The sequence below is a fragment of the Actinoplanes utahensis genome (genome assembly GCF_016862455.1).
Classification (GTDB): domain Bacteria; phylum Actinomycetota; class Actinomycetes; order Mycobacteriales; family Micromonosporaceae; genus Actinoplanes; species Actinoplanes utahensis.
In genome coordinates this window covers 1-15,594 of sequence record NZ_BOMZ01000034.1, presented here as the reverse complement: position 1 = coordinate 15,594, position 15,594 = coordinate 1, and the positions used below count along the sequence as shown (strand labels likewise).

Annotated in this window: 14 protein-coding genes; 10 read left to right on the top strand and 4 right to left on the bottom strand. The window is 71.1% G+C overall.

The window, feature by feature from the left end; genetic code table 11:
* The first annotated feature begins 3 nt into the window (after positions 1-3).
* Both Aut01nite_RS11370 and Aut01nite_RS11365 read left to right on the top strand, forming a co-directional pair.
* Positions 4-1,074, top strand: a complete 1,071-nt coding sequence (locus Aut01nite_RS11370) for an NAD-dependent epimerase/dehydratase family protein (RefSeq protein ID WP_373871472.1) — start codon at positions 4-6, stop codon at positions 1,072-1,074.
* Positions 1,071-2,045 carry a lysophospholipid acyltransferase family protein gene (locus Aut01nite_RS11365; RefSeq protein ID WP_084000111.1) on the top strand — a complete coding sequence of 325 codons (975 nt, stop codon included), beginning with the start codon at positions 1,071-1,073 and terminating at the stop codon, positions 2,043-2,045. Before Aut01nite_RS11370 ends, Aut01nite_RS11365 begins: the two co-directional genes overlap by 4 nt.
* Positions 2,046-2,275: 230 nt before the next feature.
* Here Aut01nite_RS11365 and Aut01nite_RS11360 read toward each other — a convergent pair whose 3' ends face one another.
* Together Aut01nite_RS11360 and Aut01nite_RS11355 are read right to left on the bottom strand one after the other, a co-directional pair.
* Positions 2,276-3,448, bottom strand: coding sequence for a DUF5667 domain-containing protein (locus Aut01nite_RS11360; RefSeq protein ID WP_236643191.1), 1,173 nt, complete (start codon positions 3,446-3,448; stop codon positions 2,276-2,278).
* Positions 3,449-3,623: 175 nt separating this feature from the next.
* The gene (locus tag Aut01nite_RS11355; protein WP_043533255.1) at positions 3,624-4,574 is read right to left on the bottom strand and encodes an ECF subfamily RNA polymerase sigma factor, BldN family; all 951 of its coding nucleotides are present in this window, start codon (positions 4,572-4,574) and stop codon (positions 3,624-3,626) included.
* Positions 4,575-4,973: 399 nt separating this feature from the next.
* Here Aut01nite_RS11355 and Aut01nite_RS11350 point away from each other — a divergent pair, with 399 nt between their 5' ends.
* The 8 genes from Aut01nite_RS11350 (at position 4,974) to hemB (ending at position 13,145) form a co-directional block, all read left to right on the top strand.
* On the top strand, positions 4,974-6,401 hold the full coding sequence (locus tag Aut01nite_RS11350; protein WP_084000113.1) for a class I adenylate-forming enzyme family protein: 1,428 nt from the start codon (positions 4,974-4,976) through the stop codon (positions 6,399-6,401).
* Positions 6,398-6,643: a glutaredoxin family protein gene (locus tag Aut01nite_RS11345; protein ID WP_043533257.1), complete on the top strand. Its 246-nt coding sequence runs from the start codon at positions 6,398-6,400 to the stop codon at positions 6,641-6,643. Before Aut01nite_RS11350 ends, Aut01nite_RS11345 begins: the two co-directional genes overlap by 4 nt.
* Positions 6,644-6,654: 11 nt before the next feature.
* A complete protein-coding gene (locus Aut01nite_RS11340; RefSeq protein WP_043533258.1) occupies positions 6,655-7,296 on the top strand; it encodes an HAD family hydrolase in 642 nt (213 codons plus the stop codon).
* A gap of 232 nt (positions 7,297-7,528) precedes the next feature.
* A complete protein-coding gene (locus tag Aut01nite_RS11335) occupies positions 7,529-8,275 on the top strand; it encodes a redox-sensing transcriptional repressor Rex (RefSeq protein WP_043533259.1) in 747 nt (248 codons plus the stop codon).
* Entirely contained in the window at positions 8,272-9,567 is a 1,296-nt protein-coding gene (locus Aut01nite_RS11330) for a glutamyl-tRNA reductase (protein WP_043533260.1), read from the top strand. The genes Aut01nite_RS11335 and Aut01nite_RS11330 overlap by 4 nt, the downstream gene beginning before the upstream one ends.
* A complete protein-coding gene (gene hemC / locus Aut01nite_RS11325; RefSeq protein WP_043533261.1) occupies positions 9,564-10,490 on the top strand; it encodes a hydroxymethylbilane synthase in 927 nt (308 codons plus the stop codon). The genes Aut01nite_RS11330 and hemC overlap by 4 nt, the downstream gene beginning before the upstream one ends.
* Positions 10,487-12,073, top strand: a complete 1,587-nt coding sequence (locus Aut01nite_RS11320; RefSeq protein WP_043533262.1) for a bifunctional uroporphyrinogen-III C-methyltransferase/uroporphyrinogen-III synthase — start codon at positions 10,487-10,489, stop codon at positions 12,071-12,073. Before hemC ends, Aut01nite_RS11320 begins: the two co-directional genes overlap by 4 nt.
* Before the next feature lie 82 nt (positions 12,074-12,155).
* Positions 12,156-13,145 (top strand): porphobilinogen synthase, encoded by a 990-nt coding sequence (hemB, locus tag Aut01nite_RS11315; RefSeq protein ID WP_043533263.1) that lies wholly within the window; start codon positions 12,156-12,158, stop codon positions 13,143-13,145.
* Between the two features lie 271 nt (positions 13,146-13,416).
* On the opposite strand, the gene Aut01nite_RS11310 is transcribed toward hemB, so the two are convergent.
* The gene (locus Aut01nite_RS11310) at positions 13,417-14,433 is read right to left on the bottom strand and encodes a GNAT family N-acetyltransferase (protein WP_043533264.1); all 1,017 of its coding nucleotides are present in this window, start codon (positions 14,431-14,433) and stop codon (positions 13,417-13,419) included.
* A gap of 90 nt (positions 14,434-14,523) precedes the next feature.
* Positions 14,524-15,594: lytic transglycosylase domain-containing protein (locus Aut01nite_RS11305; RefSeq protein ID WP_204037511.1), on the bottom strand; the 1,071-nt coding region annotated here is incomplete at its 5' end.

Below are 15,594 nucleotides of genomic sequence, written 5' to 3'. Positions count from 1 at the left end.
CGGATCGTCCGGCCTGAGGATCCCAACAACGTGACAGCCGCGCCCAGCGTTGTCGTAGTCACCGGGGTCAGCCGATATATCGGCGCCCGGGTTGCTGCACGTCTTGCCGCAGATCCCCGGATCGACCGTGTCGTCGGCCTGGATCCGCATGACCCGCCCGTCGGCCTTCTGGGCCTGCTGGACGGGGTGGAACGGATTCGGGCTGACGCGCGCGCGGCCACCGAGGCGATCGTCGACCTCGGCGCCGAGGCCGTCGTGCACCTGGCCATCACCAGCGTGCCCGACGCCCAGCAGGGACGTGCGGCCATGAAGGAACAGAACGTCATCGGCACCATGCAGGTGCTGGCCGCCGCCCAGGGCACGTCCACCCTGCGCAAGCTGGTGGTGCGTTCGTCCACGGCCGCCTACGGCGCCTCCTTCCGTGACCCGGCGGTCTTCACCGAGGACACCGAGCCCCGCGCGGTCCCGCGCGGCTCGTTCGCCCGCGACATCCTCGACATCGAGGGGTACGTCAGGGGTTTCCGCCGCCGCCGGCCCGAGGTCGCGGCGACCGTCCTTCGCTTCGCCCCCATGATCAGCTCGTCCGCCGAGACCTCGCTGACCAGGTACTTCTCCCAGCCGGTGGTGCCCACCGTGCTCGGCCGCGACGCCCGGCTCCAGTTCGTGCACGTCGAGGACGCGCTGGAGGTCCTGCACCGCTCGGTGATCGAGGACCATCCGGGCACCTTCAACGTGGCCGGCTCCGGGATCCTGATGCTCTCCCAGGCGGTCCGCCGGGCCGGCCGGATCTCGCTGCCGGTGCCCGAGCCCGCGCTCTCCACCGGCGCGGCCCTGCTCCGCCACTTCGGCGTCGAGCAGATCGGACTGGACCAGATCGACCTCTTCGTGCACGGTCGGGTGGTGGACACGACCCGCCTGATCGACGAGTTCGGCTTCACCCCGCGGACCACGCTCGCCGCCTTCGAGGATTTCATCCAGGCGCACGCGGAGGGTTCCACGCTCACCGCCGACCGTCTGGCCGCGGCGGAGAACGCGATCCTCGACGGCATCCGCAAGGTCCGGGCGACATCATGAGCCAGGACGAGTACCGCGGCGACATGCTGCCCGGGCAGGCCGACTTCCGGCTGCCGGAGCCGCCGCCGGTGCAGCGGGTCAACGGCCGGCGCCCGATCCCGGAGAAGCCGCCCACGGTCGAGACCGACGCCGACGTCTGGGACCAGCGGGTCGCCGACACCCTCGCCTTCCTGCGGCGGCGGCTGGCCGGGCAGTACGAGGTCGACGAGTTCGGGTTCGATCCCGAGCTGGTCGACACGTTCTTCCACCCGCTGCTGAAGATCCTCTACCGGGACTGGTTCCGCACCGAGGTGTTCGGTATAGAGAACGTCCCGTCCGACGGCAGCGGCCTGGTGGTCGGCAACCACTCCGGCACGATCGCGCTGGACGCCCTGATGCTCACCGTCGCGCTGCGCGACAAGCACCCGAACGAGCGGCATCTGCGCCTGCTCGGCGCCGACCTGGTCTTCCGGATGCCGGTGATGAGCGAGCTGGCCCGGGCCGTCGGCGCCACCGTGGCCTGCAACCCGGACGCCGAGCGCCTGATGAACTCCGGCCACCTCGTCGGAGTGTTCCCGGAGGGTTTCAAGGGCATCGGGAAGAAGTTCTCCGACCGCTACAAGCTCCAGCGGTTCGGCCGTGGCGGGTTCGTGTCGGCGGCGCTGCGCACCGGTACTCCGATCGTGCCGGTGGCGATCGTCGGCGCCGAGGAGATCTATCCGATCCTGGCCGACCTGAAGCCGCTGGCCCGGCTGCTCGGGGTGCCGTACTTCCCGGTCACCCCGACCTTCCCGTGGCTGGGGCCGCTGGGTCTGGTGCCGCTGCCGAGCAAGTGGCTGATCGAGTTCTGCCCGCCGATCCCCACCGCGCACCTCACCGAGTACGCCGACGACCCGCTCGTCGTCTACAACCTCGCCGACCAGGTCCGCGAGACGATCCAGGCCACGCTGCACGAGCTGCTGGAGAAACGACCGGACCCGTTCGGGCCTTAGGCCCCGCGTGTGGAGTGGGGCGCGCATACCGGCCGCACTCCACATACGGCAAGAAGCGTGGCGTGTGGAGTGGCGGTACGCATAGCGGCCGAACTCCACACCACCGGAGGAAGCGTGCCAATCTGCTTCAGGTGGGCGGCCCGTCCGTCCTATAGTGACGATTGAGGGGCGGCCCCGGAGTGTTGAACTCCGGCACCGCCCCTCGCCACGTTCCCGTCCGGGAGGCGACCTCAGAAGAGGTCGTTGAGCACCCCGCCCAGCACGCCGCCCTCTTCCTCCGTCGGGGTCAGATCCGAGGTGCCGACCGTGTCGGTCGGCGTCGGGGTGGCCCCGCCGGTGGTGGCCGGCGTCGTGCTCGCCGGTCCGGTCGTCGTCTTGCCCGTCCCCGCGCCCGGAACCGTCGCCTGCCCGGTCGTCCCGGGAGCCACACCGGTCCCGGACTTCGAGGGCTTCGGCGTCGCCGTCTGCCCGCCCTGCTTGGCGCCGGTCTTGCCGGAGCCGTTGTGCGGCTGCGGCGTCGTGTCCGGAGCGCCGCTGCCGGCGGCGTCGTCGTCCCGGCAGTCGCGCAGTTTCGGCCCGAGGGCGTCGGAGCCGTTCGGCGTGACCTTGGCGCAGGCCAGGCCGGACCGCAGCGACTCGGTGCGTTTGCCTACGTCCTGCAGCAGGTCCAGGGACACCGCGGCTCGCTCCCGGTTGGCGCTGGAGAGGCTCTCCAGTTCCGCGTTGAGCACCCGGCGCTGATCGGCGGCGAAGCCGTCCAGCGTGGCGAGTGGCTTGGCGTCCTGCTGGGACACCGCCTTCGTGGTCAGCAGCCTCGCACCCTTCCGGGTGTCGGCGTCCATGTCGTCCAGGACCAGGGCGAACTCGGGTTCGTCACCCCGCATCGTGATTGCTTCGGAGAGCCGGGTCCGAGCGAAGTCGAGCGACAGCTCGCCCCGCGTCACGTCGGATCCGGCTATCGCCAGTTGGGCGCGTTCGGTCTGCCGTTTGACGCTGTACAGCGCGTCTCCCGGCGAGGCGCTCTCGCTGGCCGCGGAGATCCCGGAGACGGCCATCGCGCCGGCGGCGACGCCGATCACGATCGCCCCACGGGCCCGTATCCGACGGCCGAACAGCGGACGCCGGGCGGTGTCGGTCCCGACGACCGGATCGGCCTCGGCGGCGGTCCGGCCGATGCCGTCCCGTTCAGCTTGCGCGATCAGCATGGCGCGCAGGCCGACGCGGAACTCGGAGTCGACCGGTGCGCCGAGGTTGGCCGCGGAGAGCCGGTTGCCGATGGCGACCAGCCGGTTCAGTTCCTCGTCGGCCTGTCCACGGGTGTGGTGCCGACGGGCGCCGCCGGCGTCGTCGATCAGTTCCGCGAAGCGCGCGGCACTCCGGGAGTTCGGGAATGCGAACTTCACCGTGGGCACCTCCCCTCGCTCGTGACTGTCTCGCCGGCCTGCGGGCCGGCGTCGGCGACCGGGTCCTGGTTCACGGCCCCGGGTCGCATCCGGACAAACGCGCGACACGCGGCCCCGGTTACGGGTGCCGGGCGTTCCCATCGGGTATCGGAGATCGACAAGTGAGGTCCCCCGATCAAGATTGGAATCCGTCCGGCAGCAGCCTGTTCAATGCGCGGACGGCCCGGTACTGCAGGGCCTTGATGGCGCCCTCGTTCTTGCCCATGGTCTGCGCGGTCTCGGCCACCGAGAACCCCTGCAGGAAGCGGAGCACGATGCATTCCTGCTGCTCCGGGTTGAGCTGCTTGACCGCGGTGAGCAGGGCGACGTTGGTGATGTGGTCGACCACCGCGGACTCCGGGCTGCCCTCCGGGCCCCGGTCCTCGCGGTCGGCGTCGAGCACGTCGCCGGTGGTCACCTCGAGACGGTAGCGGCCGGACTTGAAGTGGTCGGCGACCAGGTTGCGGGCGATGGTGACCAGCCAGGCGCCCAGGTCACGGCCCTGCCAGGTGAAGCTGCCGATGCGCTTGAGCGCCCGCAGGAAGGTGTCCGAGGTCAGGTCCTCGGCGAGCTGCCGGTTGCCGACGCGGAAGTAGACGAAGCGGAAGACCGTGTCCACGTACCGGTCGTAGATCAGGCCGAAGGCCTCGGACTCGCCGGCCTGGGCCCGTTCGACCAGCGCCCACACCTCGGCGGCCGGGTCCCCCCGGTCCGGCCTGGCCTTCGGTGGGCTGGCCTCGCTCGGCGGGCCGGTGGTGCTCTGCGTCGGCACGACCACGGTGTGGTCGCCGGTGACGGTCTCGCCCTCGCCGATGTTGGAACGCTGGCCGGCGGTCGGCTGGGACGGGGTCCGCGGCGGCCCTACCCGGCCGCCGCCGAACTTGCCGTTGCCGGTGTGCGGCGACGCGACCGCGGGCGGCCCGTTCGGCGTCCGGCGGCTGCCGGTCTGCTTCGGGCTGTCGCCCCGGATCGCGTTGACGATCAGGCCGTCCACTGAGTTGCGCAAAGCGTTCAAGCCTTCGTTGAGTGCGAGCCGCGCCGAGAGGACGTCGCGGCCATACGGGTCCTCGGCGTACACATGGGTCACTGCGCCTCCTCAACCCGGCGGGCCTGCGACGACAGCGAATTCGTCCCGCCAGACGTGAATTCACCGTGATTCCGTGCTTTGTGGCGCACAGCGGCCTCCTCGGGATGAGGGTGGGTCACTCACAACAAAAAAGCGGTCAATCACAACAAAAGGGTGGGGGCAACCCGCTGAAATAGCCGGTTGGCCTCACCCGTTGGTGTGGATCCCGTTACACAGAGCGGAAGTATTGCCGAGTTCGGACACCCGGAGTCGCACAACGTGTGCGCTACGCACAAAGCCGCGAACCGGATGAAGGCGGCAGGGTCCCCTCAAGGTCATCTTCTGTGAAGATGCCGCATTCCGGGCGGACCGCCTGTCCGCCACCCCGGCCCGGTGCGGTCTGTGCCAGACTCGGGCCTCGTGGAGGAACCCGCCCGCGACGCGCTCGCCGAGGCTGCCGCGCGCCGCCCCGGCCGGCCCGCGCTGATCGCCGGAGACGTCACGGTCACCTGGGCGGAACTGGACACGCGCGTGTCCGGGGCGGCCTCCTGGATCGCCTCCCGCACCGCACCCGGCGACCGGGTGGCGCTGGTGCTCGGCAACACCGTCGACTTCGTGGTCGCCTACTTCGGCGTGCTGCGTGCCGGGCGGGTCGCGGTGCCGCTCAGTCCGGCCTACACCGCCGACGAGCGGGACCACGCGATCACGGACTCCGGCGCGACGTTCGTCGTCGACGAGATCGGGCAGCAGGAGGGGACGGCTCACCCCGTACCCCGCAGAAGTGATCTCGCGGTCCTGCTCTACACCTCGGGCACGAGCGGGCGCCCGAAGGGCGCGATGCTCACCCACGCCGCGCTCGCCGCCAACCATGAGCAGCTGGACCGCATCGATCCGCCGGTGGTGGGGCCGGACGACGTGGTGCTGCTGGCCGTGCCGTTCTTCCACGCCTACGGGCTGAACACCGGGCTCGGCAGCGTCGCGCATCACGCGGCGACCGGGGTGCTGGCCGAGCGGTTCGACGCGACCGAGACCCTCGACCTGATCGAGCGGCACGCGGTGACCGTCACGGTCGGCGTGCCGGGGATGTACCAGGCCTGGCTCGCGCACCCCCGCGCGGAGGTCCTGGCCCGGGTGCGGACCGCGGTGTGTGGCGCGGCGCCGCTGGACGAGCGCGTCGCGGCACGCTTCCGGTCGTTGACCGGGCGGGCCATCCTGATCGGGTACGGGTTGACCGAGACCGCCCCGGTGCTCACCACGACCGCCGTCAGCCACCGGGACAAGAGCGGCTCCATCGGCCGGCCGCTGCCCGGAGTAGAGCTGCTGCTGCGGACCGCGCACGGCGCCGAGCTGTGGCGCGACGGCACCGCCTCGGTCGACGAGGACCTGGAGGTCGCCGAGTCGGCCGGCACCGACCCGGGCGAGATCGTGGTCCGTGGGCCGAACCTGTTCTCCGGGTACTGGCCGGACGGGCGGGACGGCCCGGACGCCGACGGCTGGTGGCCCACCGGTGACATCGCCTACGCCGACTCCGACGGCGACCTGGTCCTGGTCGACCGGATCGGCGAGCTGATCCTGGTGAACGGCTTCAACGTCTACCCGGCCGAGATCGAGCGGGTGCTGTCGGCGCACCCGCGGGTGACCGGGGCCGCCGTGGTCGGGGTGCCGGACCCGGCGACCGGGCAGCGGCCGTACGCCTATGTGACGGTGACCGGTGATCCGGCGCCCGGCCCGACCGAGTTGCAGGTGCACTGCGCGGCCCGGCTGGCCCGGTTCAAGGTGCCGGATGTCGAGTTGGTGACCGAGCTGCCGCGTACGGCGATCGGCAAGATCCGCAAGAGGGACCTGTGAGACTCACCCTGATCAGCCGGGACGGCTGCCACCTGTGCGAGGTGGCCGAGCAGACGCTGGACCGGATCGCCCCCGGCCAGTGGGCGAAGGTCGACGTCGAGTCGTCGATCGAGCTGGAGCGGGACTACGGCGACCGGGTGCCGGTGCTGCTGCTGGACGGCGCGGAACACGGCTACTGGCGTATCGAGGAGGATCGATTGCTGCGGGATCTGGCCCGGCCACCCGGTGCGCCGCGGCTGTAGCCTCGCTCCTCGTGACTTCGAAGCACCTGGTCTGGGACTGGAACGGAACCCTGCTCGACGATCTGCACCTGGTGGTCTCGTCGACGAACACCGCCTTCGCCGCGGTCGGCGGCCGCGACGTCGGCGCGGACGAGCACCGGCGGGCCTTCCGGCGGCCGGTCGCCGAGTTCTACGCCGAGATGCTCGGCCGGGCGATCGACGACGAGGAGTTCGGCCGGCTGGACCGGATCTTCCATGACGCCTACCGCGTCGGGCTGACCGGCATCTCGCTGGCCGCCGACGCGCAGACCGCCATCAAGACCTGGCCCGGCACCCAGTCGCTGTTGTCCATGTGGTTCCACAGCGAGCTGGTTCCGGCCGTCGAGGGATACGGCCTGACCGGCCTGTTCACCCGGATCGACGGGCTGCGCGCCGAGCTGGGCGGCGGCTTCAAAGCCGCTCACCTCGCCACCCACCTGGAGGAAATAGGGGTGGATGGCCAAGATGTGGTGCTCATCGGTGATTCCCTGGACGATGCCGACGCCGCCGAGTCGGTGGGTGGCAAGTCTGTGCTGTACACGGGCGGTTTCACCGACCCGATGCGGCTGCGGCGATCCGGCCGTCCGGTCGCCGACACGTTGGTGGAAGCGGTGAGGACGGCCATGTCACTCTGAACCATGTGGCCCTGGCGGGGGTGGTGCGGTAATACTCGACAAGTCGGCTCGGCTAACACAACCGAGTCGATGTTGTCCAATTGTCCCGACAAGATCGCGATTTGTGCACGCCTTCACAAGCGCCTACTCTGTGACTCCGACGAGCCCCGCTACCACAGCCACCCCACGAGGGTTCCACCGGTACCGCACAGACAGGGCTCACCGCAGGTCCGCCTCGTCGGCACGGAGTCAGATGAGCCAGCAGCGTCACGGAAGCACGCCCGGCGAAGCCGATGGCGTCCCGGCCTTCCCGGATCTACCGGAGGCGACCATCGCGCGACTTCCGGAGTATCTGCGCGCCCTCCACCACCTCGCCGAGACCGGCGCGGAGACCGTGTCCAGCGAGGGCCTCGCCGCGGCCGCCGGGGTCAACTCGGCCAAGCTCCGCAAGGATCTCTCCCACCTCGGCTCCTACGGCACCCGTGGCGTCGGTTACGACGTGGCCCTGCTGGTCGACCAGATCGAGTACATTCTCGGACTCGACAAGAACCGTGCGGTCTGCCTGGTCGGCGTCGGCAACCTCGGGCATGCGCTGGCCGGTTACGCCGGATTCGCCAGCCGTGGATTCCGGGTGGTGGCGCTCTTCGACGCCGATCCGAAGAAGGTGGGTGAGGACATCAACGGCCTCGCCGTGCAGCACATCGACGATCTGCAGCGAGTCGCGGCGGAGGAGTCCATCGCGATCGGTGTCATAGCCACTCCGCCCGGCACCGCGCAGTCGGTCGCCGACGCGCTGGTGGCCGCGGGTGTGACAAGCATCCTCAACTTCGCCCCGGGGGTCCTGTCGGTGCCGTCCAACGTCGATGTCCGCAAGGTGGATCTCGCCATCGAGCTGCAGATCCTCTCCTTCCACGAGCACCGCAAGGCGTCGCTGACCGCGCTGCCGGGCGGTCGCGTCCCCGCGACCGGAAACAGCGATCAGGAGGCGGTCGGGTCGTGAATCTCCTCAGCATCGGCGCCTCGTACCGCACGGCCGACGTCGCGGTCCTCGAACGCCTCGCCATCTCCGGGCCCGAAGTCCCCGAGCTGCTGCAACGCCTCGTCGCCCAGCCGTACGTGGGTGAGGCGGTCGTCGTCTCCACCTGCAACCGGGTCGAGGTCTACGCCGCGGTCAGCGGGTTCCACGGCGGCCTCGGCGACATCTGCAACGTGCTGTCCGAGCACTCCGGCATCCCCGCCAACGAGCTCGCCGGCCACCTGTACGTGCACTACGGCGAGGCCGCGGTCCAGCACTCGTTCCGGGTGTCGTCCGGCCTCGACTCGATGGTCGTCGGTGAGGCGCAGATCCTCGGGCAACTGCGCGACGCGTACCACGCGGCCACCGAGGTCGACTCCGCCGGCCGGCTCCTGCACGAGCTGATGCAGCAGACCCTGCGCGTCGGCAAGCGGGCGCACGCCGAGACCGGCATCGACAAGGCCGGCCAGAGCGTGGTCACCGCCGCTCTCGACCTGGCCACCGAGCATCTCGGTACCGACCTGTCCGGCCGTTCGGCGCTCGTCGTCGGGGCCGGCGCGATGGGCGCCCTGTCGGTGGCGACGCTGACCCGCAGCGGGGTCGGTCCGCTGCGCATCACCAACCGCAGCCACGAGCGGGCCGCCCGGCTCGCCGAGCTGTACGGCGCCACCGCGGTCCCGTTCGAGGACCTGGAGCAGGTGCTGCGCGAGGTCGACATCGTGGTCTGCGCCACCGCCTCCACCGAGCCGGTGCTGACCCGCGCCCGCCTGGAGAACGTGGGCCATGACCTGGTCGTCCTCGACCTGGCCGTGCCGCGGGACGTGGCGCCGGACGTGGCCGGCCTGCCCGGGATCGTCGTCATCGACATCGACAGCCTCGCCGCCAGCCGCCGCACCCACCCGGTCGCGGCCGAGACCGCCGCCGTCGAGCAGATCGTCGCCGGCGAGGTGGACAGCTTCCTCGCCTGGCTGCGCGGGGCGGAGATCGCACCCACGGTGGCGGCCTTGCGGACCCGGGCCGAGGACGTCGTGGCGGCGGAGATGCGCAAGCTGATCTCCCGGCGGCCGGAGTTCACCGAGGAGCAGCGGGGCGATGTTTCCCGTACCCTGCACCGGGTCGTCCAGCAGTTGCTGCACTCACCGACCGTGCGGGTGCGCCAGCTCGCCGCCGAACCCGGCGGCGATCAGTACGCGGCCCTGCTCCGCCAGCTGTTCGACCTGGACGTTCCGCTCGCCACCAGCGCGAACGCGGTACCGGAGATCGGGGGAAACGCGTGACGACTCTTCGCCTCGGCACCCGCGGCAGCGCCCTGGCGCTCACCCAGTCGCAGATGGTCGCCGACGCCCTCACCGCCGCCACCGGCCGCCCGATCGAGCTGATCCGGATCGTCACGCCCGGTGACCGCTCCGATGCCCCGGTCGCCCGGCTCGGCGTGGGTGTCTTCGTCTCCGCGCTGCGGGACGCCCTGGTGGCCGGGGAGATCGACTTCGCCGTCCACTCGTACAAGGATCTCCCCACCGCTGCGCACCCGCTGCTGCACATCGCCGCGGTGCCGCCGCGGGAGGACCCGCGGGACGCCCTGATCGCCCGGGACGGGCTGACCCTGGCGGAGCTTCCGCCCGGCTCGGTCATCGGCACCGGTGCGGTGCGCCGAATCGCGCAACTGCATGCTCTCGGCCTAGAGTTGCAGGTCACGCCGATTCGGGGCAACGTCGACTCGCGGATCGCCCGGGTACTCGGACCCGAGGCCGATCTCGACGCCGTCGTTCTGGCCCGGGCCGGCGTGGCACGTCTCGGCCGGTCCGCGGAGATCACCGAGACGCTCGACCCGATGCTCATGCTGCCCGCCCCGGCTCAGGGCGCGCTGGCGGTGGAGTGCCGGGCCGGTGACACCGACCTGATCGAGCTGCTGGCCGCACTCGATCACGCACCGACCCGCGCCGCCGTGCTGGCGGAACGGTCGATGCTTGCCACGCTCGAGGCCGGGTGCTCCGCCCCGGTCGCGGCACATGCCGAGATCGCCGAGGGCGACGACGGTGACGAGATTTACCTGCGCGGTGCGGTGATCAGCCCGGATGGGGTCCGAGCCATCCGACTGTCGCGCACCGGAACGCCCGCCGGCGCGGCGGAGATCGGCAAGGCGCTTGCCATCGATCTCCTCGACGCCGGAGCCGATACCCTGATGGGGAGCACAGAATGACCACCCGCACCGCCCGTAAGCCAGCCGGACGCATCGCGTTCATCGGCGCCGGACCCGGCGACCCGGAGCTGCTGACCCGCCGCGCGTATGCGGCGCTGACCGATGCCGACCAGGTGGTCTACGACCGGGGTGTGCCCGAAACCCTGCTCAGCGCGATCCGTGCGGACGCCAAGGAGGACGCCCAGTTCAGCCCGGCGGAGGGCGCGCCCGGCGACGTCGCCAAGGTGCTGCTCTCCGCGGCCAAGTCCGGCCTCTCGGCCGTGCACCTGGTCGCCGGCGACCCGTTCGGCCACGACGCGGTCGTCAAGGAGGTGCAGTCGGTCGCGCGGACCGCGGTGCACTTCGAGGTCATCCCCGGCATCGGCCAGGCCGAGGGCGTCGCCGCGTACGCCGGTGTGCCGCTGCCGGGCGTCCGGGTCGCCGCCGACGTCGACGACGTGACCACGCTGGACTTCGACGCGCTCGCCGCCGCCGCCCAGAAGGGCTCGTTCGCGGTCGCCGTGGACGCCGGCGACCTCGCCGCGGTCCGCGACGGCCTGCTGGCCGCCGGTGTCGAGCCGGGCGTGCCGGTCGGCGTGACCGGCGACGGCACCGGCGAGACGCAGTACACCACCACCTCGACCGTCGACAGCTTCGTCGCTGCGGCGCTCGGCTTCACCGGCCGGGTCGTCCTGACCGTCGGCTCCGACGTCGCCGAGCGCGACACCCTGAGCTGGTGGGAGAACCGGCCGCTGTACGGCTGGAAGGTCCTCGTTCCGCGGACCAAGGAGCAGGCCGGCGCGATGAGCGCCCGGCTGCGGGCCTACGGCGCGATCCCGTGCGAGGTGCCGACCATCGCGGTCGAGCCGCCGCGCACCCCGGCGCAGATGGAGCGGGCCGTCAAGGGCCTGGTCGACGGCCGGTACGCCTGGGTCATCTTCACCTCGGTCAACGCCGTCCGCGCGGTCTGGGAGAAGTTCGGCGAGCACGGTCTCGACGCCCGGCACTTCGGCGGCGTGAAGATCGCCTGCATCGGTGAGGCCACCGCCGACGCGGTCCGCGCCTTCGGCATCCAGCCCGAGCTGATCCCGGCCGGCGAGCAGTCCAGCGAGGGCCTGCTGGCCGAGTTCTCGCCGCACGACGAGATCCTCGACCCGGTGGGCCGGGTGCTGCTGCCGCGCGCCGACATCGCCACCGAGACCCTCGCGGCCGGGCTCATCGAGCGCGGCTGGGAGGTGGACGACGTGACGGCGTACCGGACCGTCCGTGCCGCCCCGCCGCCCGCCGAGATCCGCGACGCCATCAAGTCGGGTGGCTTCGACGCGGTGCTCTTCACCTCGTCGTCGACGGTCCGGAACCTGGTCGGCATCGCCGGCAAGCCGCACGCCCGCACGGTCGTCGCGGTGATCGGCCCGAAGACCGCCGAGACCGCTGTCGAGTTCGGTCTGCGCGTCGACACCCAGCCGCAGAACGCGTCGGTGCCCGACCTGGTCGAGGCGCTCGCCGAGTACGCGCTGGAGCTGCGCGAGAAACTGGCCGCCATGCCGGCCAAGCAGCGCCGCGGCTCCAAGGTCCAGGGCCCGACGGCTCTGCGATTCCGCTGATTCCCTAGAGAAGCGCGCCGACTCCGTACAGTCGGCGCGCTTTCTCCTTTTCCGTCGCTTTTCCGTCGCTTAGGAGCGCCCGATGTCCTTTCCCGACATCCGCCCGCGCCGTCTCCGGCGCACACCCGCCATCCGCCGCCTGGTCGAGGAGACCCGCCTCGCCCCGTCCGAGCTGGTTCTGCCGCTCTTCGTCAAAGAGGGTCTGACCGAGCCGAAACCGATCAGCTCGATGCCCGGCGTCGTCCAGCACACCCGTGATTCGCTGCGCAAGGCCGCCGCCGAGGCGGTCAGCGCCGGAGTCGGCGGCCTGATGTTGTTCGGTGTTCCCGACGACGCCAACAAGGACGCGACCGGATCGGCCGGCCTCGACCCGGACGGCATCCTCAACGTCGGTCTCCGCGACCTGAAAGCCGAACTGGGCGACGCGACGGTCATCATGGGTGACCTCTGTCTCGACGAGTTCACCTCGCACGGCCACTGCGGTGTGCTGGCCGCCGACGGTTCCGTCGACAACGACGCCACCCTGAGGATCTACGCCGAGATGGCGGTCGCGCAGGCCGAAGCCGGCGCCCACATGGTCGGCCCGTCCGGCATGATGGACGGCCAGATCGGTGTCGTCCGCAAGGCCCTCGATGCCGCCGGCCACCAGGACGTCGCGATCCTCGCCTACTCCGCGAAGTACGCCGGCGCCTTCTACGGCCCGTTCCGCGAAGCCGTCGAGTCGACCCTGCAGGGCGACCGCCGCCAGTACCAGCAGGACCCGCCGAACGTCCGCGAGGCCCTGCGCGAGGTCGAGCTGGACATCGCCGAGGGCGCCGACATCGTCATGGTCAAACCCGGCCTGCCCTACCTGGACATCATCGCCGCCATCCGTGACCGCGTCACCGTCCCGGTCGCCGCCTACCAGGTCTCCGGCGAATACTCCATGGTCGAAGCCGCCGCCGCCAACGGCTGGATCGACCGCGAACGCGCGATCCTGGAATCCCTGACCAGCCTCAAACGCGCCGGCGCCCAGATCACCCTCACCTACTGGGCCACGGAGGCCGCGGGTCTCCTCCGCGAACGCTACTGAAGATCAACATCCGGTTGCGGTACGCCGTGAGCCGCCCCGCGCCGGACCACACCTCCCGTGGCTGTCCGCGCGAGGCGGTCCGGGGTCAGGGCCGCAGCGCGGGCTGCGGGCCGAATGCGGTGGTCCCGGTCACTTCCCCCGGCTGGTCGTCACGGTTGTCTCAGCGCACCTGAGACAGCCGTGACAGCCAGCCGGTTCTGATCTTCACGGGCTGGCCGTCACTGCTGACTCGACCACGGTGAGACAGCCGGGAGTACCGGCCGGGGTTGCCCTAGATCATCTCGAAGCGCTGGACCAGCTGGGTGACGTCGGCGATGTACTCGTACCAGTCGCGGTCGGACTGGTAGCCCAGCTCGGCGTTCACCTTCAGCATCGACTCGTTGTGCTGGGCGTTCCACGTCTGCACCTGACGCAGCGTCGGCTCGGCGGCCCGCAACTCGAACAGCATCCGCGCCTTGATCGCCCGGTCGATGCCGTAACCCCGGTGCTCCCGGACGACGATCGTGTCGTACTGATCGGCGCGTTCCGGGTGCTGCGCCGGGACGACCACCTCGGTCAAGCCGGCCACGGCGCCGGTCGACTCGTGGATGGCCAGGACTATGTAAGGTTTCAGCCCGCGCTTGTGCAGCGTCTCCAACGAGTCGCGAAGCCGCTGCGGATCGGACGAACGCGGCGCCAGATCCAGATCGTCGTCGTCACGCTGCGCCTCCGCCTTGGCCTGTGCATAGGCGCTGAGCAGGCGATCCGGCGGGCCACCCGGGTAGTACTCGATCCGATAGCCGGGGCTGATGCCGCTGGCCATGCCGCCCAGCGCCAGCCAGTCCACCGACTCCAGGTTGAGCACGCTGCGGGTCTCCACGTACTCCCGCTCGAAACCCAGCGACTCGTAGAACGGAATCGCCGAAGTGCCGCCGATCGCCTCCACCCCGATCGAGGAGAAACCCTCCAGGTACGCCCGGCGGGCGGCCATCGCCACCAACTGCCGGCCCAGCCCACGACGCCGCAACCCGGGCCGGACCACGACCTCGAGCACACCGATGTCGCCGAGCAGCAGGATGTTGACGTGGGCGAAGATCTGGCTCTGCCCCTCCGGGAGACGGTCGTCCTCGGCCACCCAGGTGATCCGCCGCTCGCCGGGCATGGTCTCGGCGAGGTACTCCCGGACCTGCACGTCCCGCCAGGGTGGATCATCGGGGAGATCAGCCGCCAGGACCGCGTTGACTGTCTCCACGAGCGAGTTGACCTCGGCCGTGGACGCGGAGCGGGGATCCCATTCACGCACCCTCACGGGTACATCGTGCCGTTTGTGAGACCTTGAGGGAAGTGCTCGCCACGCAAAAGTACGCCGGCGCTCACGCAGCGTCGCGGCGGGTCCGCCTCACTGGCTGCGTCTGCCGTACTCGTCGGCGGTGGTGAAGACCTTCTCCGCGTACGGGCGGACCGCGTTGTACGACAGGATCGCGTCCCACCAGGAATCCGCCCTGGCCAGGTCGCGGCCACCCTTGCACAGGTACGCCGCGGCGGTCATCGCGGCATCGTCGATGTCGTTCGGGTCGGTGACACCGTTCCGGTCGGCGTCGATCGCCGACTCCTGCCAGGTCGCCGGAATGAACTGCATCGGCCCGATCGCCCGGTCGTAGGTGGTGTCCTGATCCAGCACGCCCCGGTCGGTGTCGGCGATCAGCTGCCGCCCGCCCCGGCCGTCCAGCGGCAGCCCGTAGATCTTCGGCTCGGCCACCCCGTCGGCGCCCAGCACCGCGCCGTTGTGGCTGCCGTGCGCCGACTCCACCTGCCCGATCGCGGCCAGCGTGGTCCAGTTCAGGTGGCAGCCCGGGGTGGTCCGCGCGGTCACCAGCTCGGCGTACCCGTAAGCCTGCACGGCGACGACCGGGATCCCGACCTGCGTCCCGACCTGCGAAGCCCAGGAGGCCAGAGCGTCGGCCGGCCGGATGCCGGTCGTGGCCGGCTGGGTGACGCCCGGCAGTCCGGTCCCGGTGGTCACGCCGGGCAGCCCGCCGCCGATGGTCGCGCCCGGAACCGGGTAGCTCGGCGGGCCGCTCACCCCGAGACCCGGCGCACCGGGCGCACCGGGCGCACCGGCTGAACCCCACACCGGCGGGGGAACCGAGACCGGGGCACTCCCGAAGTTCGGCGTGGCGCTGGGCGCGGGAGCGGCCTCCAGGGCCTTGGGCACCAGATAGACGCCTGCCGTCCCGGCGCCCACGACCAGACCCGCCACCAGGACCCCGGGAATCACCAGCCGGCCGCTCGGCCCCTTCGCCCATGCGCCGACCGCACGGGCGGCCCGGCCGGTCGCATGCAACGGCCTGAACCGTCGCTTCTTCCCGCCGGCCGCCTTCGAGCCGTCGGCCTTCGCGGCGTCTGGCTTCGAGCCGTCGGCCTTCGCGGCGTCTGGCTTCGAGCCGTCGGCCTTCGCGGCGTCTGGCTT